We start from the raw sequence: 23,446 nt of genomic DNA, 5'->3' as shown, positions 1-23,446 counted from the left end.
CTTACAACGGCTTGACGGTGAACAAACCGTCGTCGTGGCCTTCTTCGGAGCCACCGTAGACTTGCTCGGCAACCGTGCGGATCTGGCTGCCGCGGGCTTGCAGAATCTGATCCATGGCACCGGCAAACCAGCCGGTGAACATGTAGTCGACCTTGCGCCCGACCTTGCCGTACACGTAGACGAATGCGGAGTGCTCGAGCTTGACGCTGGCGGTGCCTTTATCGAGGTCGATGTCCTGGATCTTGAACAGGCCCCAGCCGCGTTGTGACAGGCGCTTCATGTAGTGCTCGAACACCGCGACGCCTTCAATGCCGTGGCATTCGGCTTCTTTTTCGCACCAGTGCCAGGCGGACTTGTAGCCGGCCTTGTAGAGGATTTCGGCATAGGCGTCGGCGCCCAGCACTTCCTCGATGCCCATGTGGTTGTTGACGAAGAAATGACGTGGCACGTACAGCATCGGCAGGGCATCGGAGGTCCAGACACCGGTCTCGCTGTCGACTTCGATAGGCAATTGCGGGGCGATCTTGGCCATGGAAACATAACTCCAGAAAAATTGGGGTGTTGCCTGCGGCGCGGATGGCCGCAGGTAAGGATTCAGAAGTGCGGCGGCTTATTCGCCCCAGACGTCTTTGAGCACGTTGACCCAGTTCTCGCCCATGATCTTGCGCACCACGCGCTCGCTATGGCCGCGCTTGAGCAAGGTTTCGGTGAGGTTCGGGAACTCGCCGACGGTGCGGATGCCCAGCGGGTTGATGATCTTGCCGAAGCTGGTCAGGCGGCGGGCGTAACCCTTGTCATGGGTCAGGTACTCGAAGAAGTCCTGGCCGTGACCCTGGGTAAAGTCGGTGCCGATGCCGATGGCGTCTTCGCCGACGATGTTCATGGTGTATTCGATGGCTTCGGCGTAGTCGTCGATGGTCGAATCGATGCCCTTGGCGAGGAACGGCGCGAACATGGTTACGCCGACAAAGCCGCCGTGATCCGCAATGAACTTGAGTTCTTCATCGGATTTGTTGCGCGGGTGAATCTTCAGGCCCGACGGCAGGCAGTGGGAGTAGCAGACGGGTTTCTTCGATTCGAGAATCACCTCTTCAGAGGTTTTCGAACCGACGTGGGACAGGTCGCACATCACGCCAACTCGGTTCATCTCGGCGACGATTTCACGACCGAAACCGGACAGGCCACCATCGCGCTCGTAGCAACCGGTACCGACCAGGTTCTGGGTGTTGTAGCACATCTGCACAATACCGACGCCGAGCTGCTTGAACACCTCGACATAGCCGATCTGGTCTTCAAAGGCGTGGGCATTCTGGAAGCCGAAGAGGATACCGGTCTTGCCCTGCTCCTTGGCCTTGCGGATGTCGGCGGTGGTGCGAACCGGAATGACCAGGTCGCTGTTTTCACGAATCAGCTTCTGACTCGCGGCGATGTTGTTGACGGTGGCCTGGAAGCCCTCCCACACCGACACGGTGCAGTTGGCCGCCGTCAGGCCGCCTTTGCGCATGTCCTCGAACAGCTCACGGTTCCACTTGGCGATAATCAGCCCGTCGATAACGATGCTGTCGGCGTGCAGTTCGGCTGGGCTCATCAGGCTGTCCCCTATTGTCGATTCATGCGCCGAATCGTGTGCCGGCGCTTTGGAGCCAGCATATGCCTGAGCACCGGGACAGCCGGGTGCAAAAACGACAGGGGAATTGCCGAAAGCGTCAATCCGCGACAAAGGGTCGTCGCCACCCCTGCTCGCCCGCCTGTTCAAGCCCGTCAGGTTGAGCCAGAATCCGCTGCACGACTGGATGCTTCACTGAGGTTCAACTGGAATGAGGGACGGCAGCGCAATGAAAATGATCTTTCTGGTTCTGGCATTGATCGCCACGGCCGTACACGCGGAAGAAGAGTCCGAGACCACCCCCTGCGACGCTGTCGAAAACGACGTCCAGACCCTCGAATGCTCGGTCTATGGCCGAACCGCCGCCGAAGACCTGCTCAAGGACAACTACCAGACCCTGGCCGAGCGCATGCAAATACTCTACGGCAAGAACCCGACCCAGCTGGCAGACATCACCGCAAAAATCAAAGCGGCGCAGCAACAATGGCTGAAGACGCGAGACGCCGATTGCGCAGTCGAAGCGTTCCCGGCGACGAGTGGCAGCAAGGCGTTCACCATTGCGCAAAATGACTGCATTGCACGCATGAGTGATGAAAGGTCGGAGTTTTTGGAGTCGATAGGGCAGGAGTGAGTTAGAAATCCGAGCAATATTCTGACACGGTTGGTGCCTTTGCCTTCGCGAGAATATAAGTAAAGATTGATAGTCTTATAAAAGACTTATATTCTTCCAATGAACAGCATCCACTGGACACGCAAAGCCGTTAAGCAGCTGTTGAAATTGCACTCCATCCATCAGGTTAAAGTCCGTGATGCTGTCACGCTACTGACTTGCATGCCGGACGTGAACAATGTCAAAGCACTGGTGGGACATGACTACGCCTACCGACTACGAGTGGGTAGCTATCGCGTCATGTTCGACTGGGATGGCGTCATCAAAGTGGTCAGTATTCAAGAGGTCAAGAAACGCGATGAACGCACCTACTGACGTTCAAATCATCAACGATGCGGATGGCAATCCCGCTTTCGTCGTCATTCCCTATGCCCAGTACGTCGCACGCAAAATTGAACCCGATCTGATTCCTCACGAGGTAGTCAGTCGTATCGTTGACGGAGCGACGCCTATTCGCGCCTGGCGTGAACACCTTAACCTCACCCAGGACGAAGTCGCCAAACGTATGGGTATTTCTCAGCCGGCCTTCGCCCAGCAGGAGACAGTTGCCAAGCCTCGAAAGGCGACCCGGGAAAAGATTGCCGCTGCATTTGGAATAGGCGCCGATCAACTCGAACTGTAGGAAATTGCCTCCGTAGAAGCGGTGCAGGAGCTGTGTAGGAGCTGTCGAGTGCAACGAGGCTGCGATCTTTTCCACCATTAAACCCCAGCATCAAACCCCAAAGCCAAGGGAGGCAGCCCCGCCTCCACTCAGCAAAAACCGCCCTACCCAGTCACGTCCAGAACCCTTCATGCGCGCGCGCAGCCTCTGCTTCCAACATCGGCCCGAATGTCGGAATCTGTCGCTGGCCGCGCGCGAACACTTCCCGGCACGGCAACGAGAACGTCGGGTTTTCCGGGTGGCCACCCGTGAGCCCCAGCAAGGCATGCTCGGACAGCGCGTAGACCACTCGGCCAATGCCCGTCCAGTAAATCGCCCCCGCACACATGCAGCAGGGTTCGGCACTGGTGTAGAGCGTGCATTGTGCCAGGTCTGCCGGGCTTAGCAGCTTGGCCGCCTGCGCGGCTGCAGCGAGTTCGGCATGCTGGGTGGGATCGCCTTCCGGCGGCATGGAATTATTGCCCGCCGCCGCAATGATGTTACCGGCCCCATCGGCGACCAGTGCAGCAAACGGATGACGACCACGGGCCTTCGAGTCCTCTGCCAGTTCGAGAGAGCGGCGCAGCAGTTGCAGATCAAGCTCGGTGATGCCGGCAGGTACAGCGCAAGTGAAGCTTGTCATGTGAAACTCCTTATTATGTTCAACTGTGCCCCTGACCGCGTCGGCCAGGGGCTAAACACCTGTCAGTCGGCCAGCTCGGCGGCGGGTGCCACCGGCTCGCGCCTGCTCTGCGGATTGAGCAGGATATTGAGCACAATCGCGGTGATCGCACCGAGGAAGATTCCGCTTTCCAGTACCAGTTTGAGAGTGCCGCTGGCGTGTTCGAACAGCGCCGGGAACGACATCGGCAGCACACCGACGCTTATCGATACGGCAACGATGATTGCGTTGCGAGTCCCCTCGAATGTCACCCGTGAGAGCTCCTGGATACCGGCCACCGTGGTCATGCCGAACATCACCACGGCGCAACCGCCCAACACCGGCGTCGGCACCGCTGCGATCAGCGCACCCAGTTTGGGAAACAGGCCCATCAGCACCATGATTGCCCCCGCCGAAGCCACGACATACCGGCTCTTGACGTTGGAGAGCGCAATTAGGCCGGTGTTTTGGGTGAAGGCGTTGTAGGGGAAGCTGTTGAACAACCCGCCGAGCATTGTTGATAGCCCATCGGCACGGAATGCATTGCCAAGAGTTGTTTGCGTGGTGGTCTTGCCGGTCAATTTGCCGATCGCCAGGCAGTTACCGGTGGTTTCGGCCATGATCACCAACATCGCCAACGTCATGACCAGTATCGGCATCAGTGAAAACTGCGGCATGCCGAAGGCCATGGGCGGGCTCAGCTCGAACCAGGCTGCGCTGCTCACCTGCCCGAAGTGCGTCATGCCGAACGCTGCCGCGATCAGGCTGCCCACGAACAAGCCGATCAATACGCTTAGGTTGCCAATGAAGCCGGAAAACCTGGCATAGATCACCAATGTAACGATGACCGTGGCCAGCCCCAGCAGCAGGTTCGATGGCGCACCGAAATCTGCGGAATCAGGATTGCCGCCACCTAGCCAGATTGCCGCGGCAGGCATCAGGGAAATGCCGATGATGGTGATCAGGCTGCCGATCACCACGGGCGGAAAGAACCGCAGCAACCTACTGAACACGGGCGCCATGGCAATGGTGATCGCCCCCGCCGCGATCACCGCGCCGAACACTTCAGTGAGCCCGAACTCCTTGCCGATCATGATCATTGGTGCCAGCGCAATGAATGAACAGCCCTGTATCAGCGGCAGGCGCGCCCCGAACTTCCAGAAGCCGAGGGTCTGAATCATCGTGGCGATGCCCGACGTCAGCAGATTCGCATTGATCAACGTCACTATCTGCGCCGACGTCAGCCCCAGTGCGCTGCCCAGTATGAGTGGTACCGCCACCGCACCTGCATACATCACCAGTACATGCTGCAAACCGAATGTCACCAACTGGCGAACCGGCAGGATTTCGTCCACCGGATGAACCTGTGAATTGCTCATATCGAATGTCTCCTGAAGTGCTTTTTTCTTGTAGTCCTGGGAGGCGTCCACAGGCCAGGCACAGCGCAAATCGATGCAGCAGAAGAGGTCGTTTCAGGTCCGATATTCTCTGCTTGTAAACGATGGAGCAAATGAGCAACCATCGTTTTTAACGATAGATATATTCGCTTGAGGTCACGCCCATGCAGTTCTCTCTGGACCAGTTGCAAACATTCGTCCAGGCCGTGCACAGCGGGTCGTTCTCAGCGGCCGCGCGCAAGCTGGGCAAGACTCAATCAACCGTGAGCGTGGCGATTTCCAATCTGGAACAGGACCTGGGCGTGGAACTGTTCGATCGCTCGAATCGCAACCCGGTGCTGACCCAGGCCGGCCAGAAAATGTTGTTGCAGGCGCAGTCGGTGCTGGAACGTTGCCTGACCCTCCAGGCCCATGCGGATTGCCTGTCCGACGCGATCGAACCCAGCGTGTCACTGGCCATTGAAACGCCCTACAACGCCGTCATGCCGGTGCTGCTGGAGTTCGAAGAGGCTTTCCCCTATGTCGATCTGGTGATCAGGCACCCTGTATATGGGGATGTCAGCGAACTCGTAGCCCAGGGCCAGGCCGTGCTGGGGATCGCCTTCTCCCAGCCGCAGTACCCGCCGCAGCTCGAATTCCAGCAGATGGGCAAGCTGATCATGCTGCACGTCTGTCACCCCGCACATGCGCTGGCGAAATTGAGCAGCGTGACCTTCGAAGACCTGCACGTGCATCGCCGCCTGGCGTTTAGCGCACACGCCGAAAAGCTGCCCAGCAGCGAGTACCTGCGTTCCACTCGGATCTGGCAGGCCGAAAACTACCTGGCGCTGCTGGAAATGGTCCGTGCCGGCCTCGGTTGGGCCACGTTGCCGCGCCAGTTGATCCAGCGTGAACTGGCCAATGGCGAACTGGTCGAACTGCAATTGGCTGCGTATCCCCACACCGACTGGCATGTGGGTGTTGACCTGCTCTGGGCCCGTACCCGCAAGATGGGCAAAGCCGAACGCTGGCTGAAGACGCGCCTGCAACAGAACAAAGTATTTGAACTGGATCGTCGGGGGCAGTCCACCACCCTGTAACACTCATGCCGTGACTTCACCTCAAGGCTGCGCCACCATCACTCTTTACCGACTTGGAAGGGCACGAAATGAAAATCTGTGGCATTGAAATCAAAGGCAGTGAAGCCATCATCGCCGTCGCGTCCCTCGACAATCAGGCGCTCAGCCACCTGCCCCTGGCCACCAAGAAAATTGCCCTGGACGATGACGACGAAGCGGCCAACGTCAAAGTGTTTGCCGCACAGGTGGCATCGTTCATTCGGGAGAACTCAATCGACCGGATCGTGATCAAGAAGCGCAGCAAGAAAGGCGAGTTTGCCGGTGGGCCGACCACCTTCAAGATCGAAGGGGTTTTTCAGTTGCTGGACAGTTGTGAGGTGACGCTGCTGTCGCCACAGACGATCAATGCCCAGGCCAAGAAGCACAATTTTGAACTGCCGGGGACGCTGAACAAATATCAGCATGAGGCGTACAAGGCGGCGTGTTCTGCGCTGATGAAGAAGTAATAGCGCACGCAGATCCTACATTTTCTGTGTTCATGCTTTTGCGGTACGTCGGTCTTCCCGCGGGCACCGCTCAAACTTCGCCCGATAACTGCGGGTGAAATACGACGGCGATTCAAACCCGCACGCAATGCTCACTTCCAGCACACTCATGTCCGTCTGCCGCAGCAGTTGCCGGGCCTTTTCCAGTCGTAATCGCAGATAGAAATTGCTCGGCGTGTCATTCAAGTGCAAGCGAAACAGGCGCTCCAGCTGGCGCCGCGTCACTTTGATCGATTCGGCCAGGGCCAGCGTACTCAACGGCGGCTCACTGTGCTGTTCCATCTCGCCGATCACCTGCACCAGTTTCTTGTTGCGAATGCCGTACCGACTGGCTACTTCCATGCGCTGGTGATCCTTGCGCGGGCGGATGCGACCGAGTACGAATTGTTCGCTGACCTGAATCGCCAGTTCCGGACCGTGGGCCTGGCCGATGAGATCGAGCATCAGGTCAATTGACGCCGTGCCGCCCGCCGAGGTAATGCGCCTGCGGTCGATCTCGAAAAGCTCCTGGGTGACGCTGAGCAGCGGATAGGACTCCTTGAACGCGTCGATGGCTTCCCAGTGCAGGGTCAGGCGATGGCCCTCAAGCAACCCTGCCTCGGCGAGGACGAAGCTGCCGGTGTCGATGGCGCCCAGGGTCACGCCGTCGCTGTCCAGCCGGCGCAGCCAGTGCTCAAGCGCGGGCGTGGCGAATTTCAGCGGTTCGAAGCCGGCGACTACCAGCAACGTCGCCCCTTTTGCGAGCGGCTCCAGCGCGGCATCGGCGTTGACCGACATGCCGTTACTGGCCAGAACAGCACCGCCATCGGCGCTCAGCACATGCCAGCGATAAAGTTCACCGCGAAAGCGATTGGCCACCCGCAGCGGCTCGATGGCCGAGATAAACCCTATGGCCGAAAAACCCGGCATCAACAAGAAGTAGAAATCCTGGGACATGGAGCGCACTCGACTGGCAGGTAACGAGAGGGCGGGAAGCGTGTGGACGTTGATACGCCAGTTGCAAGCGGCATTCAAGGGGCAGGTCGCTCCAGTGCAAGAGCTGGTCGCCGTAGTGCGTGTTGACGGGGTCTTAGCTGCGTAACTTGGCATCACCGGTGCACATAGACATCGGAACCCACAATAACGTCTGCCGAGGAACCCGACATGAAACGACTCATCAGCAGCTGTGTTCTTGCACTGAGCGGTACCGCTTTCCTGAGCGCCAGTGTCATGGCGGCCGAACCCGCTTCTTGCCAGAACGTACGCATGGGCGTGGTGAACTGGACCGACGTGATCGCCACCAGCGCCATGACTCAGGTGCTGCTAGACGGCCTCGGCTACAACACCAAACAAACCAGCGCGTCCCAGCAAATCATCTTCGCCGGGATCCGCGACCAGCGCCTGGACTTGTTCCTGGGGTACTGGAACCCGCTGATGACCCAGACCATCACTCCTTTCGTCGACGCGAAACAGGTCAAGGTGCTTGATGCGCCAAGCCTCAAAGACGCCCGCGCGACCCTTGCCGTGCCGACCTACCTGGCAGACAAAGGCCTGAAGACTTTCGCCGACATCGCCAGGTTCGAGAAAGAACTGGGCGGCAAGATCTACGGGATCGAGCCAGGCTCGGGTGCCAATACCCAGATCAAGGCGATGATCGCCAAGAACCAGTTCGGCCTGGGCAAATTCCAGCTGGTCGAGTCCAGTGAGGCCGGTATGCTCGCGGCAGTGGATCGTGCCGTGCGGCGCAAGGAAGCCGTGGTGTTCTTCGGCTGGGCGCCGCATCCAATGAACGTTAATGTGCAGATGACCTATCTCACCGGCAGCGACGATGCGCTCGGCCCGAACGAAGGCATGGCCACCGTCTGGACCGTTACCTCGCCGAACTATGCCCAGCAATGCCCGAACATCGGCCGCCTGCTCAGTAACCTGACCTACTCCGCCGAAGACGAGAGCCGGATGATGCAGCCGCTGCTGGATCACAAGGACGCATTCGAATCGGCCAAACAGTGGCTCAATGATCACCCCCAGGACAAACAGCGCTGGCTCGAAGGCGTGACCACCTTCGACGGCAAACCGGCCGCTGAAAACCTGAAACTGACCAGTAAATAAACCCTGACTGAACGCCCAATTGCAGCCCCCAACGGGCTGCTAACGGACTCATCACGCCCGCCATTCCCCTAAAGAACAGGAACCTGCCTCATGAACCACGACGTCATCATCACCTGCGCACTTACCGGTGCTGGCGACACGACCGCCAAGAGCCCGCACATACCGGTCACCCCGAAGCAAATCGCAGCGGCGGCCGTGGAAGCCGCCAAGGCGGGCGCCACCGTGGTGCATTGCCATGTGCGCAGTCCCGAAACCGGCAAGTTCAGCCGGGATGTGGCGCTGTACCGCGAAGTGATGGAGCGCATCCGCGAAGCGGACGTCGACATCATCGTCAACCTGACCGCCGGCATGGGCGGCGACCTGGAAATCGGCGCTGGCGAAAACCCGATGGAATTCGGCCCCAACACTGACCTGGTCGGCCCCCTGACACGCCTGGCCCACGTCGAAGAGCTGCTGCCGGAAATCTGTACCCTGGATTGCGGCACGCTGAACTTCGGCGATGGCGACACCATTTACGTATCCACACCGGCGCAACTGCGCGCGGGCGCCAAGCGCATACAAGAGTTGGGCGTTAAGGCCGAGCTGGAAATCTTCGACACCGGGCACCTGTGGTTTGCCAAGCAGATGATCAAGGAAGGCTTGCTCGATGATCCGCTGTTCCAGCTGTGCCTGGGCATTCCGTGGGGCGCACCGGCCGATACCACCACCATGAAAGCCATGGTCGACAACCTTCCAGCCAACGCCGTCTGGGCCGGCTTTGGCATCGGACGCATGCAGATGCCGATGGCTGCGCAAGCGGTACTGCTCGGCGGCAACGTGCGGGTCGGCCTGGAAGACAACATCTGGCTGGACAAGGGCGTGTTGGCCACCAATGGCCAGTTGGTGGAGCGCGCCAGCGAAATCCTCAGCCGCCTCGGCGCCCGTGTCCTGACCCCAGCCGAAGGCCGGGCAAAAATGGGCCTGACCAAGCGCGGCTGAGCCGAATCACACCTCACCTGTGGGAGCGGGCTTGCCCGCGATAGCGCCGGTACTACCGATACATTTTCTTCGGCAGGAATACCGTCATCGCGGGCAAGCCCGCTCCCGCAGGGATCACCGAATTCTTTTAGGAAGTCGCCATGACGTTCATCACCGAAATCAAAACCTTCGCCGCCCTGGGCAGCGGTGTCATCGGCAGCGGCTGGGTGTCCCGCGCCCTCGCCCACGGCCTCGACGTAGTGGCCTGGGACCCCGCTCCTGGTGCTGAAGCCGCCCTGCGCAAACGCGTCGCCAACGCTTGGGGCGCCCTGGAAAAACAAGGCCTGGCCCCCGGCGCTTCGCAGGATCGCCTGCGCTTTGTCGCGACCATCGAAGAGTGTGTGCGCGATGCCGATTTCATTCAGGAAAGCGCCCCCGAGCGCCTGGACCTGAAACTCGAATTGCACAGCAAGATCAGTGCAGCAGCCAAACCCGACGCCTTGATCGGCTCCAGCACTTCGGGCCTGTTACCCAGCGAGTTCTACGAGAGTTCGACCCACCCGGAACGCTGCGTCGTTGGCCACCCGTTCAACCCGGTTTACCTGCTGCCCCTGGTGGAAGTGGTGGGCGGTAAAAACACGGCTCCGGAAGCTGTTCAAGCGGCGATGAAAGTCTACGAATCCCTGGGCATGCGTCCGCTGCATGTGCGCAAGGAAGTACCCGGCTTTATCGCCGACCGATTGCTCGAAGCGCTGTGGCGTGAGGCGCTGCACCTGGTGAACGATGGTGTGGCGACCACCGGTGAAATCGATGATGCCATTCGCTTTGGCGCGGGTCTACGCTGGTCGTTCATGGGTACTTTCCTGACCTATACCCTCGCAGGCGGCGATGCCGGCATGCGGCATTTCATGGCGCAGTTTGGCCCGGCGTTGCAGTTGCCGTGGACCTACCTGCCGGCGCCGGAACTGACCGACAAGTTGATTGACGATGTGGTCGACGGGACCAGTGATCAATTGGGTACCCACAGCATTTCAGCGCTGGAGCGCTATCGTGATGATTGCCTGCTGGCGGTGCTGGAAGCGGTGAAAACCACCAAGCAGAAGCACGGGATGGCTTTTAGCGAGTAGAGCATCAGCAGGCCTGGCCCTATCGCGAGCAGGTTCGCTTCCACACTGATTGCAGGTTGGCCAGCTATGGGAGCAACCCCTAGTGTGGGAGCGAGCCTGCTCGCGATGGGGCCAGCCCAGCCTCCCTCATCATCGGAACCAGAAACAATGCCTACCCTCACCACCTACCAAACCACAATCATCCCCGACTGGGTCGACTACAACGGCCACCTGCGCGACGCGTTCTACCTGCTGATCTTCAGCTACGCCACCGACGCCCTGATGGATCGCCTCGGCATGGACAGCAGCCACCGAGAAGCCAGCGGCAACTCGCTCTTCACCCTCGAACTGCACCTCAATTACCTGCACGAAGTGAAGCTCGACGCCGAGGTCGAAGTACACACCCGGATCATCGGCCACGACAGCAAGCGCTTGCACCTTTATCACAGCCTGCACCTAGTGGGTGACGTCAAGGAGCTGGCGGGTAATGAGCAAATGCTGCTGCACGTCGACCTCGCCGGCCCCCGATCCGCGCCCTTCGGCGAAGACACCCTGGCCAGTCTGCAAGCCCTCGTCGCCGGGCAAACCGACGTGCCGCCGCCCCAGTACATTGGCCGAGTGATCGCATTACCCGCAAAAAAACAACCAGGGGATCGCCGTTGAACGCCGCCGCTTTTGCCGACTCCCGAAATGAAGTATTGCAGCGCTGAAACCGCGTCATCGTTCATCGCGGGCAAGCCTTGCTCCGACAGGATCGCGGAGACCACGAACTTGAGGGCCGACTCTTAACCTGGGGAGCGGCGGTTCGACTTGCCCGCGAAGGCATCAGCCCAGGCACAACATCCTTCGCTGATCCACAGGCAAAAAAAACCCCGATCAAGCCGTGACAGGATCGAGGCAGAGGTGGGTACTGTTGAGGAGCCGTTGCGCGAGGGTGACCAACCTTCGTGAAGCCAGCTGTAACCAGTGTGCCCACTCCTCTCTTAACGCAATTAGCCGAAAACGACCTGTTCATAGGTATCGCGGCCATTACGAAAAATCGCCCTTGCCGCCACCGCGCCCCCCGATGAGAATCGAGATACGACACCGTTCCCTGAAGAAGGATTGCGTCATGATGCACGCCGATTTGATTGACCAGGAAGACCTGTTGGGCCAGCTGAAGTCATTGGGCTTTCAAGTACCCAGCGGCTCCACAGCCGAGCAGGCTTGCGAATGCGCGGTGCGAGGTTTGAACGATGAACGGGCGATAACGCTACGGACCATGGTCAAGCAGATGTACACCAGCAGCGCAACCATCCTGCCGGCTGTGCGCCAGGCGATCGACAGGCAATTGCTGCCAGCATTGGCGGCGTATCAGCAGAGCCGTAGCGCCTGATAGGAAGCCATCGCGGGCAAGCCTTGCTCCCACAGATAACAGCAGCAATCTGTGGGAGCAAGGCTTGCCCGCGATGAAGGCGACCCGGTTTAGAGCCTTACGCTGGCAAAAGTCGACTCATTACGCGCCTGACTCAATGCCGACAACGGCCCCGACAATGGCGACAGCACCAGTGCCTGCGGCAGCGGCATCATTGCTACCTGCTGCGTGGTGTTGGAACCCACACGCTCGTCACGCGGCGGAATACCGAAGTATTCGCGATAGCACTTGGAAAAATGCGGAGTGGACACGAAGCCACATACCGACGCCACTTCGATAATCGACATCGGTGTTTGCTTGAGCAACTGCCGGGCGCGGATCAGGCGCAGTTTCAGGTAGTAGCGCGACGGCGAACAATGCAGGTACTTCTGGAACAACCGCTCCAGCTGTCGACGCGACACCGCGACGTATACCGCCAGCTCATCCAGGTCGATCGGCTCTTCCAGATTGGCCTCCATCAGCGCGACGATTTCCTGCAACTTCGGCTGGTTGGTACCAAGCATGTGCTTGAGCGGCACACGCTGGTGATCCTGCTCATTGCGGATGCGCTCGTAGACAAACATTTCCGAGATCGCGGCCGACAGTTCGCGTCCGTGATCACGGCTGATCAGGTGCAGCATCATGTCCAGCGGCGCAGTGCCACCAGAGCTGGTGAAGCGATTACGGTCGAGGGTGAACAACCGGGTGCTCATGGCCACGCGCGGGAAAGCTTCCTGCATCGATGCCAGGCATTCCCAGTGCACGCTGCAATCAAAACCGTCCAGCAGCCCGGCGCACGCCAGGGCCCAGCTACCCGTGCACACTGCGCCGAGACGACGCGACTGGCGCGCCTGGCTCTGTAGCCATGAAACGTGTTCGCGGGTGACCGTGCGCTGGATACCAATACCACCGCAGACAATGATGGTGTCCAGCGCGGGAGCCTTGTGCATGGAGCAATCGGGGGTGATCTGCAGGCCGTCACTGGCCCAGACCTGCCCGCCATCGACGGTGAGTGTAGTCCAGCGATACAGCTCGCGACCGGACAACTGGTTGGCCATGCGCAGTGGTTCCACTGCGGACGCCAGAGAAATCAGCGTGAAATTGTCCAGCAGCAAAAAGCCGATGGATTGAGGCGCACGGTTCTGGGGTTGAGTCCCGGAGTTGAACGTCGTCATCGCAATATCTCCTCACACAAAGCGGGTGATGGCCTCAGGCGGAGGCTCTTGTTATTGCCATCATTCTCGCGTGGGAGACGGGCTTTGTAATGACAGAGCAATTGCCATGCCTAAAATTGAATGCGCGTTCAATAACTCCTGAAAACGACGTCGGAATGTGTCTGTATATGACCACGTAGAGTGGGGGGATATAAGTGCCATCAATCGCATCAAGCGCTCTGTCCCTTAGCGTGTGAGCAAATCGGTAGCACTTGTGGGAACAGCGCTGCGGCGTGTATTGAAAGAGTGTCACCACAAGCACAGGTGACAGGTGGTCAGCGACGATTGGGATCCCTGATCCTGTCGAAGTCGCTTATCTGTAAGCGACGCGCTAAAAGGTGGCGTATCAAGGATGGTGTGTTCACTTTGCGCGCGATTTTGACTGATCTGGCAACATCGCGGGCAAGCCCGCTCCCACAGGGATCTGTGGTGTGCCCCACTTCTTGGTTGCACAGCAAATCCTGTGGGAGCGGGCTTGCCCGCGATGGGTTCAACCCGATATCAGCACTCCACCGCACTGACCGCTAATCCACCGCGCGAGGTTTCCTTATATTTGTCATGCATGTCCGCCCCGGTATCACGCATAGTCCGGATCACCCGGTCCAGCGAGATAAAGTGCTGCCCGTCACCGCGCAACGCCATCTGCGCCGCATTGATCGCCTTCACCGCGGCAATTGCATTACGCTCGATGCAAGGCACCTGCACCAGTCCGCCCACGGGGTCACACGTCAGCCCCAGGTTGTGTTCAAGTCCAATCTCAGCCGCGTTGCACAGCTGCTCCGGCGTGGCACCGAGGATCTCCGCCAACCCCGCCGCCGCCATGGCGCAGGCCGAACCGACCTCACCCTGGCAGCCGACTTCAGCCCCGGAGATGGAAGCGTTCTTCTTGCACAGGATCCCCACAGCCGCCGCGCTCAGGAAATAGTCGACGACATTGGCGTCAGTCACCGCTTCGCTGAACTTCATGAAGTAATGCAGCACCGCAGGAATGATCCCCGCCGCGCCGTTGGTCGGCGCCGTGACCATGCGCCCACCCGCCGCATTCTCTTCGTTGACGGCCAGGGCGAACAGGTTGACCCATTCCATGGCACTCAGCGTCGAGCCGATCACATTCGGCTTGCCCAGCTCCTGCAAGCTGCGGTGCAACCTGGCGGCGCGACGTCGCACATTCAGGCCACCGGGCAGGATGCCTTCATGCTTGAGGCCTTGCTCGACGCACTCCTGCATGGCTCGCCAGAGCTTCATCAGGCCGGCACGAATTTCGTCTTCACTGCGCCAGACCTTTTCGTTGGCCATCATCAGTTCGGCAACTCGCAGGTTGTGCTTCTGGCACAAGCTCAACAACTCGACCGCGCTGGAAAAATCGTAAGGCAACTCGGTGCGGTCCATATCCACCACGCCGCTACTGGCCTGCGCCTGATCCACGACAAAACCGCCACCCACTGAATAGTAGGTATCGCGGTGCAGTTCGCCCGTATCACCTTCAACCACCAACGTCATGGCATTGGGATGGAACGGCAGGTTTTCATCGATCAGGCGCATGTCCCGGGCCCAGATGAACGGCACCGGCAGATGACCATCGAGCAATAACTCGTCGGTTTCGCGCAGGGTGGCGATACGAATGCCGATTTGCGACGGATCGATCGCGTCCGGCCACTCACCCATCAGGCCCATGATCACCGCATTGTCGCTACCGTGACCGATGCCGGTGGCCGACAGCGAACCATACAGCTGCACTTCGACGCGCCGGACCTGATCCAGCAGCCCCTTCTCTCGCAGGCCCTGCACGAACAGTGCGGCGGCGCGCATAGGCCCCACCGTGTGCGAACTGGAAGGGCCGATGCCGATTTTGAACAGGTCGAAAACGCTGATAGCCATTACTGCCGAACTCCTGGATATGCCCAACTCCAGACGCAAAAGCGCCCAGTGACGGAGCTGCTACGCTCAAGCTGCAATCCGCCGATGTGGCTGCATCATCAGGCTTTTACCCGGTCGTTCGACGTCTCGAACCGACGCACTCTTGTCCACCAACGCCGCGAGTCGCCAACGCTATGGTTCCGCCGTTTTTTTACGGCGCAGAGGGACAAACAGGGCAGAAAAAAGCTGTAAACGACGTCACCGACACTGGATGCGACCATCCCTGTACTGGTTACGACGCACCCTGTAGGCGTCAGATTTTCACTGGTACATGATCGTATCGACTCGATTGCAAGGCGCCGAGGTAGAGCTGTCTGAAAACGCCATCCAACCGCAACCTATAAGTGCGGTGGTCCAGTCGGAACACTGCCGAAAAAAACACCAAGGAGTCAGTCAATGAAAGGTTCCCCGTCGTTGTTGTTGGCCGCCATGCTTAGTCTGCCGGTTCTGGCGCAAGCTGCAGAACCGGCCCAGTGCAGCACCGTAAACTTCTCCGATGTCGGCTGGACCGACATCACCGTCACCACCGCTACCACCAGCGTCGTGCTCGACGCACTGGGGTACAAGACCAAAACTACAATGATCTCCGTGCCGGTGACCTACAAGTCGCTGGCAGATGGCAAGAACATGGACGTGTTCCTGGGCAACTGGATGCCGACCATGGAGAACGACATCAAGGCCTATCGTGATGCCGGTACCGTGGAGACCCTGCGCGCCAACCTGGAAAACGCGAAATACACCCTCGCCGTTCCCGAAGAGTTGTATAACAAGGGGCTGAAGGATTTCGCCGACATCGCCAAGTTCAAGAAAGAGCTCGATGGCAAGATCTACGGCATCGAACCTGGCAACGACGGCAATCGTCTGATCCAGAGCATGATCGACAAGAACGCCTTCGGCCTCAAGGAAGCCGGCTTCAAGGTCGTCGAGTCCAGCGAGGCAGGCATGCTCTCGCAAGTCGATCGCGCGCAGCGGCGCAATACCGCCGTGGTATTCCTGGGCTGGGAGCCACACCCGATGAACACGCGCTTCAAGATGAAGTACCTGACCGGCGGCGATGATTTCTTCGGCCCCAACTTCGGCCAGGCGACCATCTTCACCAACACCCGCAAGGGCTACGCCCAGGAATGCAGCAACGTTGGTCAGTTGCTCAAGAACCTGGCGTTCACCCTCGACATGGAAAGCACGCTGATGGGCAACGTCCTGGACGACAAGATGAAGCCTGACGCGGCTGCCAAGGCCTGGCTGAAAAAGAATCCACAGGTGCTCGATACCTGGCTCGCTGGCGTAACCACCATTGACGGTAAACCAGGCCTGGAGGCCGTGAAAGCCAAACTCGCGCAGCCTTGAATTCAGGAGCATCGTTTATGCCGGGTGAGCGTGCTCACCCGGGCTGTTATTTCCTTGCATGCGGACGTTCAATACCATGCTGATTGATCAGAAAATCCCTCTAGGCCAGTACATTGCGAGCTTCGTCGAATGGTTGACGCAACATGGCGCCAACACCTTCGACGCCATCGCCGTGTCTCTGGAAACGATGATCCACGGCGTGACTTTTGCGCTGACCTGGTTCAACCCGCTGGCATTGATCGGCCTTATCGCACTACTTGCGCATTTCATTCAACGAAAGTGGGGACTGACAGTTTTCGTCATCGCCTCCTTCCTGCTGATCCTCAACCTGGGATACTGGCAGGAAACCATGGAAACCCTCGCCCAGGTGTTGTTCGCCACCCTGGTCTGCGTGGTCATCGGCGTGCCGCTGGGCATCGTTGCCGCGCATAAGCCGATGTTCTACACCATGATGCGTCCGGTGCTCGATCTGATGCAGACCGTGCCGACCTTCGTCTACCTCATTCCTACCCTGACCCTCTTCGGGCTGGGCGTGGTGCCGGGGCTGATCTCCACGGTGGTGTTCGCGATCGCCGCGCCCATCCGCCTGACTTACCTGGGTATCCGGGATGTTCCACAGGAACTGATGGACGCCGGCAAAGCCTTCGGCTGCTCGCGTCGTCAATTGCTCTCACGGATTGAACTGCCCCACGCGATGCCAAGCATTGCGGCCGGTATCACCCAGTGCATCATGCTGTCGTTGTCGATGGTGGTGATTGCCGCACTGGTGGGCGCCGATGGCCTGGGCAAACCCGTGGTCAACGCACTGAACACTGCTGATATCGCCCTGGGCTTCGAAGCGGGCCTGGCGATCGTACTGCTGGCGATCATGCTCGACCGCATCTGCAAACAACCCGACGCTAAAGTAGGGGGTGACGCATGAGCATTATTCGCTTCGAAGACGTCGACGTAATCTTTTCCAAGGACCCGCGCGAGGCGCTCAAGCTGCTCGATCAGGGCATGACCCGCGACCAGATCCTGAAAAAAACCGGGCAAATCGTCGGCGTGGAAAAAGCCAGCCTGGATGTCGATAAAGGTGAAATCTGCGTACTAATGGGCCTGTCCGGTTCCGGCAAATCCAGCCTGCTGCGCTGCATCAACGGCCTCAATACCGTGAGTCGTGGCAAGCTGTTCGTCGAACACGAAGGCAAGCAGATCGACATCGCTTCCTGTACCCCGGCAGAGCTGAAGATGATGCGCACCAAGCGCATCGCCATGGTGTTCCAGAAGTTCGCCCTGATGCCTTGGCTGACGGTGCGGGAAAACATCAGCTTCGGCCTGGAAATGCAGGGGCGTCCGGAGAAGGAACGCAAGAAGCTGGTCGATGAAAAACTCGAGCTGGTCGGCCTGACCCAGTGGCGCAATAAAAAGCCCGACGAGCTATCCGGCGGCATGCAGCAACGCGTCGGCCTGGCGCGCGCGCTGGCGATGGACGCCGACATTCTGCTGATGGACGAACCGTTCTCGGCCCTCGACCCGCTGATTCGCCAGGGCCTGCAAGATGAATTGCTGGAACTGCAGAGCAAGCTCAGCAAGACCATCGTCTTCGTGAGTCATGACCTTGATGAGGCCCTGAAGCTGGGCAGTCGCATCGCGATCATGAAAGACGGCCGGATCATCCAGTACAGCAAGCCGGAAGAGATCGTGTTGAACCCTGCGGACGATTACGTGCGCACCTTCGTCGCCCACACCAACCCGTTGAACGTGCTGTGCGGCCGCAGCCTCATGCGCACCCTGGACAAGTGCAAACGCATCAACGGTTCGGTATGCCTCGACCCGGGCGGCGATTCATGGCTGGACCTGGCCGAAGGCAACACCATCAAGGGCGCCCGCCAGAACGGTGCGAGCCTGGATCTGCAGAACTGGGCACCGGGGCAGGCAGTGGACGGCCTGGGTCGTCGGCCGACCCTGGTGGACTCCAATATCGGCATGCGCGATGCGCTGCAGATTCGCTACCAGACCGGCAACAAACTGGTGCTGCATGACAACAACCAGGTGGTGGGGATTCTGGGCGACAGCGAGCTGTATCACGCGCTGCTCGGCAAGAACCTGGGGTAACACAACAGACACAAAAACGCCGCGAGAGGATCGCGGCGTTTTTGTTTATGGGATATCGGGTGATGCAGTCGTTGAAGTAGAAGCCCCCATCGCCAGCAGGCTGGCTCCCACATTGGAATGCATGCTCTTGTGGGAGCCAGCCTGCTGGCGATAAAGCCGATGCGGTGCTTCAGACAGCAACACCGCTTACTTGACTACTCAGCTATAGACCCGCCCAAGGAGCTGCCGATGGCTTTCAAACTGATCGAGCACGTCACGGGTGATCTGATCCTGAGTGAAACCCATCAGATCGTAATCCTGGCTGCCATTGTGCAGGTAAACCTCGGCGCGGTAGTAGCGTGCCCGGGGTTCATCGACACTTTCAGCCGAGACCGTCTCGCTTGCCGCCGCCAGGTAGCCATCCAGGCTCACTTCGTAGACAAACGGGTTACCCTCTTCCATCTCGATCCGCAGGCCCATGCAGCGCTTGGCCTTGCCCAGCAATGTCTGCACATCCAGGCCTTGGCCACGCAACAGAACCGCCGCCTCTTCCAGCGCCGGGGTCACCTGTTTGTCCATGAAACGTTGAACGATCGACTGGTTCGGTTGCAGGTCCAGCTGGGTCAGGCGCTCGCTGAAACCGCGCCGCCCACGGGCTGCGAGCTCCGCCTGCTCCTGTTCGATTTGCACGTCCTGGCGCATGGCCTTGTGCAAGCCGAACATGAAGAACACCAGCACCACCGAGAACGGCAGGCCAGCCAGCACCACCATGGTTTGCATGGCTTCGAAGTTACCGGCGAACAGCAGGCCGATGGTCACCAGCGTGATCACCGCAGACCAGAAGATCCGCAACCAGTGCGGCGCATCTTCATCAACGTTGCCACCCTTGCACGACAGGTTCGCCATCATCACCGCGCCGGAATCCGCCGGCGTCAGGAACAGCACGAAACCCACGAAGATCGACACGCCGATCACCACTTTCGACGCCGGGTAGTGCTCGAGAAGCTGGTAGATCGCCATGGACGGCTGTTCCAGCGCGGTCTTGCCGAGCTCCACTGCACCATGGTTCATCACCAGGTCCAGGGCCGAGTTACCGAAGATCGACAGCCACGCCAGGGTGAAGCCCAGGGGAATCAGCAACACGCCGGCCACCAGTTCACGCACCGTGCGCCCACGGGAAATACGCGCGATGAACATGCCCACGAACGGTGCCCAGGAGATCCACCAGGCCCAATAGAACAGGGTCCACAGGCCCATCCAGCGCTCGGTCTTGTCAGCGTCGCCTTCATACACATAGAGGTCGAAGGTTTTCAGCACCACGCCGTTGAGGTAGTCGCCAATGTTCTGCACAAAACCGTTGAGCAGATGCAGCGTCGGGCCGAACAGCAGGACGAAGATCAACAGGCCGCTGAACAGGATGATGTTCAGGTTGGACAGCCGACGAATGCCATTCTCCACACCCGACACGGCAGCAATGGTCGCCACGGTGCTCATCACGATGATCACAATCAGCAGGTTGGTGTTGCTGTGCTCCATGCCGAACAGGTTTTCCAGGCCCGACGACACTTGCAGAGACCCGATCCCCAGATTGGTCACCAGGCCCAGCAGGGTCACGAACATCCCGAAGCCATCCACCGCATGACCGGCCGCGCCCTTGACCCAGCGCTCGCCCACCAGTGGATACAGCGCCGAACGCAGCGCCAGCGGCTGGTTATGACGGTAGGCAAAATACGCCACGGCAAGGCCGACCAGCGCATAAATCGCCCAGCCATGCAGGCCCCAGTGCAGGAACGTCAGCTGTACCGCCTGACGTGCAGCCATGTTGCTGCCGGCCACGCCTTCCGGCGGGTTGAAGTAGTGATCCAGCGGTTCGGAAGCACCGAAGTACAACAGCGAGATGCCGATACCCGACGAGAACAGCATGCCCGCCCAGGCGCCATAGCTGAAGTCCGGGGTGTCGTCCTTGCTGCCCAGTTTGAGTTTGCCGTAGGACGAGAACGCCAGGCCGATGACAAACACCAGGTAAGCGGCAATCACCACCATGTAGTACCAGCCGAAGCTGCGGGACAACCAGGCCTGGGCGACGCCGAGCACTCTGCCGGCCTCTTGCGGGGCAATGATCAGAATGGCGGTCAACAACAGGATCAGCGCGGTAGAGGTGTAGAACACCCAACCGTTGACCGTCACCTTCTCGGGTGGGGTCTTTATAAGAGAGGCAGAACTCATGGCACAGATGCTCCGGGCAGTGCGAGAGAAGAACACAAGGCAAAGCGGTACCCGACCAATCGGTTAGTTGGCAGCCGACCAGCGGGTGATATAAAGACACCCCGAAAATGCCTGAAAGTCCGCAAGCACCGGGGCGCACAGGTTTCGAGCGATTTTGGATGTCGGTTTATCGCCATTTACACGCAGGCAAAAAACTGTAAATAGCGACGATTTGTCGCAGAGCTTATTCTTTATTGATTGAACGTTCAATCAAAACAAAATAGACTGGCCTTCAATCCGATAGACGTTCCACGTCTGCCGGAAGGCCTAAGGAGATGTGCAAGATGCCCAAGGTCGGTATGCAACCCATCCGCCGTCAGCAGTTGATCGAAGCCACTTTGCAGGCTGTCGATCAGGTTGGAATGGGGGACGCCAGCATTGCGCTGATCGCCCGTTTGGCCGGTGTCTCGAACGGCATCATCAGTCACTATTTTCAGGACAAGAATGGCCTGATCGCTGCCACGGCGCAGTATCTGATGAGTGTCCTGAGCGAGAACGTCACCGCACGCCGTCAGGCGCTGACAGATGACAGCCCGCGGGCCCATCTGCAGGTGATCATCGAAGGCAACTTCGACGCCAGCCAGGTCAATGGCCCGGCAATGAAAACCTGGCTGGCCTTCTGGGCCACCAGCATGCACCACCCGTCATTGCACAGGTTGCAGCGGATCAACGATCACCGTCTGTATTCCAACCTGTGTTGCCAGTTCCGCCGCGTACTGCCGCTGGATGACGCGCGCAGTGCAGCCCGCGGCCTGGCGGCGCTCATTGACGGTTTGTGGTTGCGCGGTGCGCTGTCCGGAGATGCTTTCGACACTGCCCAGGCGCACCAGATCGCTTACGAATACATGGATTTCCAATTGGCCAAGCAGGTGAGTTAGAGCACACATAAACGCTCAACCCCTGAACTGCTACTGATCGGTGTTGCCACAACCTTAGGGGAACTGGCTTTACCAGCAGTGGTTACCGCCAACCCACTTATGCTCTTGCGAGGACTTTATGGCCCGTTTCGAACTGCAAAAACTCTACATTGATGGCGGCTACAGCGATGCCAGCAGCGACGCTACCTTCGAAGCCATCAACCCGGCTAACGGTGAAGTCCTCGCCAACGTCCAGCGCGCGACCAAGGAAGACGTGGAACGCGCCGTGGTCAGCGCCGAAAAGGGCCAGAAAATCTGGGCCGCGATGACCGCGATGGAGCGTTCGCGCATCCTGCGTCGCGCCGTCGACATCCTGCGCGAGCGCAACGATGAACTGGCAGCCCTGGAAACCCTCGACACCGGCAAATCGTTCTCCGAAACCAAGTACGTCGACATCGTCACCGGTGCGGACGTGCTGGAATACTACGCAGGCCTGGTACCGGCCATCGAAGGCGAGCAGATCCCGCTGCGCGACACTTCCTTCGTCTACACCCGTCGCGAGCCGTTGGGCGTGGTGGCCGGTATCGGCGCCTGGAACTACCCGATCCAGATCGCCCTGTGGAAATCTGCCCCTGCCCTGGCAGCCGGCAACGCAATGATCTTCAAGCCAAGTGAAGTCACTTCCCTGACGACCCTGAAACTGGCCGAAATCTACACTGAAGCCGGCGTTCCGGCTGGCGTGTTCAACGTTCTGACCGGCAGCGGCCGTGAAGTCGGCACCTGGCTGACCGAGCACCCGCGCATCGAGAAAGTGTCCTTCACCGGCGGCACCGACACCGGCAAGAAAGTCATGGCCAGCGCTTCGAGCTCGTCGCTCAAGGAAGTGACCATGGAGCTGGGCGGCAAATCGCCTTTGATCATTTTCGACGACGCCGACCTCGATCGTGCCGCCGACACCGCGATGATGGCCAACTTCTACAGCTCCGGCCAGGTCTGCACCAACGGCACTCGCGTGTTCGTACCGACCCATCTGAAAGCTGCGTTCGAAGCCAAGATCGCCGAGCGTGTAGCGCGCATCCGCATCGGCAATCCGGAAGACGAGAACACCAACTTCGGCCCGCTGGTCAGCTTCGCCCACATGGAAAGCGTGTTGGGTTACATCGCCAAGGGCAAAGAAGAAGGTGCTCGCGTTCTGTGCGGCGGCAGCCGTCTGACCGAAGGCGAATTCGCCAAAGGCGCCTTCGTGGCACCGACCGTGTTCACCGACTGCACCGACGAGATGACCATCGTTCGCGAAGAAATCTTCGGGCCGGTGATGGCGATCCTGACCTACGACAGCGAAGAAGAAGTAATCCGTCGTGCCAACGACACCGACTTCGGCCTGGCCGCCGGCATTGTCACCAAGGACCTGAACCGCGCTCACCGTGTGATTCATCAACTGGAAGCGGGTATCTGCTGGATCAACGCCTGGGGCGAGTCCGACGCGAAGATGCCGGTGGGTGGCTACAAGCAGTCGGGTGTTGGTCGTGAGAACGGCATCAGCTCGCTGAACAACTTCACGCGCATCAAATCGGTACAGGTCGAACTGGGCGATTACGCCTCGGTTTTCTAAGGCGGCATCTGCTTCGCCTGCGAGGCCGTCATCGCCA

Annotated in this window: 23 protein-coding genes and 1 pseudogene; 15 read left to right on the top strand and 9 right to left on the bottom strand. The window is 59.3% G+C overall.

Annotated elements, in window-relative coordinates; translation table 11 throughout:
• Position 1: 1 nt before the first annotated feature.
• Together AAEZ09_RS07565 and AAEZ09_RS07560 are read right to left on the bottom strand one after the other, a co-directional pair.
• Positions 2–532 (bottom strand): DUF5943 domain-containing protein, encoded by a 531-nt coding sequence (locus AAEZ09_RS07565; protein ID WP_350598870.1) that lies wholly within the window; start codon positions 530–532, stop codon positions 2–4.
• 78 nt (positions 533–610) lie between these two features.
• On the bottom strand, positions 611–1,588 hold the full coding sequence (locus AAEZ09_RS07560; RefSeq protein ID WP_008033250.1) for a dipeptidase: 978 nt from the start codon (positions 1,586–1,588) through the stop codon (positions 611–613).
• 247 nt (positions 1,589–1,835) lie between these two features.
• Here AAEZ09_RS07560 and AAEZ09_RS07555 point away from each other — a divergent pair, with 247 nt between their 5' ends.
• The 3 genes from AAEZ09_RS07555 (at position 1,836) to AAEZ09_RS07545 (ending at position 2,898) form a co-directional block, all read left to right on the top strand.
• Entirely contained in the window at positions 1,836–2,237 is a 402-nt protein-coding gene (locus tag AAEZ09_RS07555; RefSeq protein WP_045059900.1) for a lysozyme inhibitor LprI family protein, read from the top strand.
• A 99-nt stretch (positions 2,238–2,336) separates the two neighbouring features.
• Complete coding sequence (locus AAEZ09_RS07550) at positions 2,337–2,591, top strand: type II toxin-antitoxin system RelE family toxin (RefSeq protein ID WP_045059899.1); 255 nt, start codon at positions 2,337–2,339, stop codon at positions 2,589–2,591.
• Entirely contained in the window at positions 2,575–2,898 is a 324-nt protein-coding gene (locus tag AAEZ09_RS07545) for a helix-turn-helix domain-containing protein (RefSeq protein ID WP_045059898.1), read from the top strand. Before AAEZ09_RS07550 ends, AAEZ09_RS07545 begins: the two co-directional genes overlap by 17 nt.
• 151 nt (positions 2,899–3,049) lie before the next feature.
• On the opposite strand, the gene AAEZ09_RS07540 is transcribed toward AAEZ09_RS07545, so the two are convergent.
• Both AAEZ09_RS07540 and AAEZ09_RS07535 read right to left on the bottom strand, forming a co-directional pair.
• The gene (locus tag AAEZ09_RS07540; RefSeq protein ID WP_045059897.1) at positions 3,050–3,559 is read right to left on the bottom strand and encodes a nucleoside deaminase; all 510 of its coding nucleotides are present in this window, start codon (positions 3,557–3,559) and stop codon (positions 3,050–3,052) included.
• A 62-nt stretch (positions 3,560–3,621) separates the two neighbouring features.
• The gene (locus AAEZ09_RS07535; protein ID WP_045059896.1) at positions 3,622–4,956 is read right to left on the bottom strand and encodes a nucleobase:cation symporter-2 family protein; all 1,335 of its coding nucleotides are present in this window, start codon (positions 4,954–4,956) and stop codon (positions 3,622–3,624) included.
• 182 nt (positions 4,957–5,138) lie between these two features.
• On the opposite strand from AAEZ09_RS07535, the gene AAEZ09_RS07530 reads away from it, so the two are divergent.
• On the top strand, positions 5,139–6,053 hold the full coding sequence (locus AAEZ09_RS07530; RefSeq protein WP_350598867.1) for a LysR family transcriptional regulator: 915 nt from the start codon (positions 5,139–5,141) through the stop codon (positions 6,051–6,053).
• Between the two features lie 68 nt (positions 6,054–6,121).
• Positions 6,122–6,538 (top strand): DUF3010 family protein, encoded by a 417-nt coding sequence (locus tag AAEZ09_RS07525; protein ID WP_045059894.1) that lies wholly within the window; start codon positions 6,122–6,124, stop codon positions 6,536–6,538.
• Positions 6,539–6,568: 30 nt separating this feature from the next.
• On the opposite strand, the gene AAEZ09_RS07520 is transcribed toward AAEZ09_RS07525, so the two are convergent.
• Positions 6,569–7,513 carry a GlxA family transcriptional regulator gene (locus AAEZ09_RS07520; RefSeq protein WP_205892074.1) on the bottom strand — a complete coding sequence of 315 codons (945 nt, stop codon included), beginning with the start codon at positions 7,511–7,513 and terminating at the stop codon, positions 6,569–6,571.
• 207 nt (positions 7,514–7,720) lie between these two features.
• Between AAEZ09_RS07520 and choX the strand changes: the two genes are divergently transcribed.
• From choX to AAEZ09_RS07495, 5 genes are all read left to right on the top strand, one after another.
• A complete protein-coding gene (gene choX / locus AAEZ09_RS07515) occupies positions 7,721–8,665 on the top strand; it encodes a choline ABC transporter substrate-binding protein (RefSeq protein ID WP_045059892.1) in 945 nt (314 codons plus the stop codon).
• 90 nt (positions 8,666–8,755) lie between these two features.
• Positions 8,756–9,643 (top strand): 3-dehydrocarnitine:acetyl-CoA trimethylamine transferase CdhC, encoded by an 888-nt coding sequence (gene cdhC / locus AAEZ09_RS07510; protein WP_205892073.1) that lies wholly within the window; start codon positions 8,756–8,758, stop codon positions 9,641–9,643.
• A gap of 140 nt (positions 9,644–9,783) precedes the next feature.
• Complete coding sequence (locus tag AAEZ09_RS07505; protein ID WP_122841195.1) at positions 9,784–10,749, top strand: L-carnitine dehydrogenase; 966 nt, start codon at positions 9,784–9,786, stop codon at positions 10,747–10,749.
• 147 nt (positions 10,750–10,896) lie between these two features.
• Complete coding sequence (locus AAEZ09_RS07500) at positions 10,897–11,391, top strand: thioesterase family protein (RefSeq protein WP_350598863.1); 495 nt, start codon at positions 10,897–10,899, stop codon at positions 11,389–11,391.
• A gap of 448 nt (positions 11,392–11,839) precedes the next feature.
• On the top strand, positions 11,840–12,103 hold the full coding sequence (locus AAEZ09_RS07495; protein ID WP_045059888.1) for a hypothetical protein: 264 nt from the start codon (positions 11,840–11,842) through the stop codon (positions 12,101–12,103).
• An 89-nt stretch (positions 12,104–12,192) separates the two neighbouring features.
• On the opposite strand, the gene gbdR is transcribed toward AAEZ09_RS07495, so the two are convergent.
• Together gbdR and AAEZ09_RS07485 are read right to left on the bottom strand one after the other, a co-directional pair.
• Complete coding sequence (gene gbdR, locus AAEZ09_RS07490; RefSeq protein ID WP_045059887.1) at positions 12,193–13,296, bottom strand: choline metabolism transcriptional regulator GbdR; 1,104 nt, start codon at positions 13,294–13,296, stop codon at positions 12,193–12,195.
• Between the two features lie 540 nt (positions 13,297–13,836).
• Positions 13,837–15,213, bottom strand: coding sequence for an L-serine ammonia-lyase (locus AAEZ09_RS07485; RefSeq protein ID WP_045059886.1), 1,377 nt, complete (start codon positions 15,211–15,213; stop codon positions 13,837–13,839).
• A gap of 435 nt (positions 15,214–15,648) precedes the next feature.
• On the opposite strand from AAEZ09_RS07485, the gene AAEZ09_RS07480 reads away from it, so the two are divergent.
• The 3 genes from AAEZ09_RS07480 (at position 15,649) to choV (ending at position 18,696) form a co-directional block, all read left to right on the top strand.
• The gene (locus tag AAEZ09_RS07480) at positions 15,649–16,599 is read left to right on the top strand and encodes a choline ABC transporter substrate-binding protein (RefSeq protein ID WP_045059885.1); all 951 of its coding nucleotides are present in this window, start codon (positions 15,649–15,651) and stop codon (positions 16,597–16,599) included.
• Between the two features lie 76 nt (positions 16,600–16,675).
• Positions 16,676–17,521, top strand: coding sequence for a choline ABC transporter permease subunit (choW, locus tag AAEZ09_RS07475; protein WP_045060006.1), 846 nt, complete (start codon positions 16,676–16,678; stop codon positions 17,519–17,521).
• Positions 17,518–18,696 (top strand): choline ABC transporter ATP-binding protein, encoded by a 1,179-nt coding sequence (gene choV / locus AAEZ09_RS07470; protein ID WP_122841189.1) that lies wholly within the window; start codon positions 17,518–17,520, stop codon positions 18,694–18,696. Before choW ends, choV begins: the two co-directional genes overlap by 4 nt.
• Before the next feature lie 198 nt (positions 18,697–18,894).
• On the opposite strand, the gene AAEZ09_RS29390 is transcribed toward choV, so the two are convergent.
• Together AAEZ09_RS29390 and AAEZ09_RS07465 are read right to left on the bottom strand one after the other, a co-directional pair.
• The gene (locus AAEZ09_RS29390; protein WP_205940125.1) at positions 18,895–19,254 is read right to left on the bottom strand and encodes a hypothetical protein; all 360 of its coding nucleotides are present in this window, start codon (positions 19,252–19,254) and stop codon (positions 18,895–18,897) included.
• A gap of 44 nt (positions 19,255–19,298) precedes the next feature.
• Positions 19,299–20,844, bottom strand: a pseudogene (locus AAEZ09_RS07465) (BCCT family transporter).
• A gap of 380 nt (positions 20,845–21,224) precedes the next feature.
• Here AAEZ09_RS07465 and betI point away from each other — a divergent pair.
• Both betI and betB read left to right on the top strand, forming a co-directional pair.
• On the top strand, positions 21,225–21,818 hold the full coding sequence (gene betI, locus AAEZ09_RS07460) for a transcriptional regulator BetI (protein ID WP_045059882.1): 594 nt from the start codon (positions 21,225–21,227) through the stop codon (positions 21,816–21,818).
• A gap of 118 nt (positions 21,819–21,936) precedes the next feature.
• The gene (betB, locus tag AAEZ09_RS07455; RefSeq protein ID WP_045059881.1) at positions 21,937–23,409 is read left to right on the top strand and encodes a betaine-aldehyde dehydrogenase; all 1,473 of its coding nucleotides are present in this window, start codon (positions 21,937–21,939) and stop codon (positions 23,407–23,409) included.
• Positions 23,410–23,446: the final 37 nt, after the last annotated feature.

Source organism: Pseudomonas sp. 65/3-MNA-CIBAN-0223 (assembly GCF_040310425.1).
Taxonomy (GTDB): domain Bacteria; phylum Pseudomonadota; class Gammaproteobacteria; order Pseudomonadales; family Pseudomonadaceae; genus Aquipseudomonas; species Aquipseudomonas gregormendelii.
The sequence above is the reverse complement of the archived record's forward strand: the minus strand, read 5'-3'. Positions and strand labels throughout refer to the sequence as shown.

Bases quoted from the DNA above. Each gene is read 5' to 3' on its own strand.
- AAEZ09_RS07540 (WP_045059897.1), bottom strand. From the start codon at position 3,559: ATGACAAGCTTCACTTGCGCTGTACCTGCCGGCATCACCGAGCTTGAT.
- AAEZ09_RS07555 (WP_045059900.1), top strand. From the start codon at position 1,836: ATGAAAATGATCTTTCTGGTTCTGGCATTGATCGCCACGGCCGTACAC.
- AAEZ09_RS07525 (WP_045059894.1), top strand. From the start codon at position 6,122: ATGAAAATCTGTGGCATTGAAATCAAAGGCAGTGAAGCCATCATCGCC.
- AAEZ09_RS07565 (WP_350598870.1), bottom strand. From the start codon at position 532: ATGGCCAAGATCGCCCCGCAATTGCCTATCGAAGTCGACAGCGAGACC.
- choW (WP_045060006.1), top strand. From the start codon at position 16,676: ATGCTGATTGATCAGAAAATCCCTCTAGGCCAGTACATTGCGAGCTTC.
- AAEZ09_RS07530 (WP_350598867.1), top strand. From the start codon at position 5,139: ATGCAGTTCTCTCTGGACCAGTTGCAAACATTCGTCCAGGCCGTGCAC.
- AAEZ09_RS07500 (WP_350598863.1), top strand. From the start codon at position 10,897: ATGCCTACCCTCACCACCTACCAAACCACAATCATCCCCGACTGGGTC.
- AAEZ09_RS07505 (WP_122841195.1), top strand. From the start codon at position 9,784: ATGACGTTCATCACCGAAATCAAAACCTTCGCCGCCCTGGGCAGCGGT.
- AAEZ09_RS07520 (WP_205892074.1), bottom strand. From the start codon at position 7,513: ATGTCCCAGGATTTCTACTTCTTGTTGATGCCGGGTTTTTCGGCCATA.
- AAEZ09_RS07550 (WP_045059899.1), top strand. From the start codon at position 2,337: ATGAACAGCATCCACTGGACACGCAAAGCCGTTAAGCAGCTGTTGAAA.
- AAEZ09_RS07560 (WP_008033250.1), bottom strand. From the start codon at position 1,588: ATGAGCCCAGCCGAACTGCACGCCGACAGCATCGTTATCGACGGGCTG.
- AAEZ09_RS07495 (WP_045059888.1), top strand. From the start codon at position 11,840: ATGATGCACGCCGATTTGATTGACCAGGAAGACCTGTTGGGCCAGCTG.
- AAEZ09_RS07485 (WP_045059886.1), bottom strand. From the start codon at position 15,213: ATGGCTATCAGCGTTTTCGACCTGTTCAAAATCGGCATCGGCCCTTCC.
- gbdR (WP_045059887.1), bottom strand. From the start codon at position 13,296: ATGACGACGTTCAACTCCGGGACTCAACCCCAGAACCGTGCGCCTCAA.
- betI (WP_045059882.1), top strand. From the start codon at position 21,225: ATGCCCAAGGTCGGTATGCAACCCATCCGCCGTCAGCAGTTGATCGAA.
- AAEZ09_RS29390 (WP_205940125.1), bottom strand. From the start codon at position 19,254: ATGGACAAACAGGTGACCCCGGCGCTGGAAGAGGCGGCGGTTCTGTTG.
- AAEZ09_RS07480 (WP_045059885.1), top strand. From the start codon at position 15,649: ATGAAAGGTTCCCCGTCGTTGTTGTTGGCCGCCATGCTTAGTCTGCCG.
- AAEZ09_RS07545 (WP_045059898.1), top strand. From the start codon at position 2,575: ATGAACGCACCTACTGACGTTCAAATCATCAACGATGCGGATGGCAAT.
- betB (WP_045059881.1), top strand. From the start codon at position 21,937: ATGGCCCGTTTCGAACTGCAAAAACTCTACATTGATGGCGGCTACAGC.
- choV (WP_122841189.1), top strand. From the start codon at position 17,518: ATGAGCATTATTCGCTTCGAAGACGTCGACGTAATCTTTTCCAAGGAC.
- cdhC (WP_205892073.1), top strand. From the start codon at position 8,756: ATGAACCACGACGTCATCATCACCTGCGCACTTACCGGTGCTGGCGAC.
- choX (WP_045059892.1), top strand. From the start codon at position 7,721: ATGAAACGACTCATCAGCAGCTGTGTTCTTGCACTGAGCGGTACCGCT.
- AAEZ09_RS07535 (WP_045059896.1), bottom strand. From the start codon at position 4,956: ATGAGCAATTCACAGGTTCATCCGGTGGACGAAATCCTGCCGGTTCGC.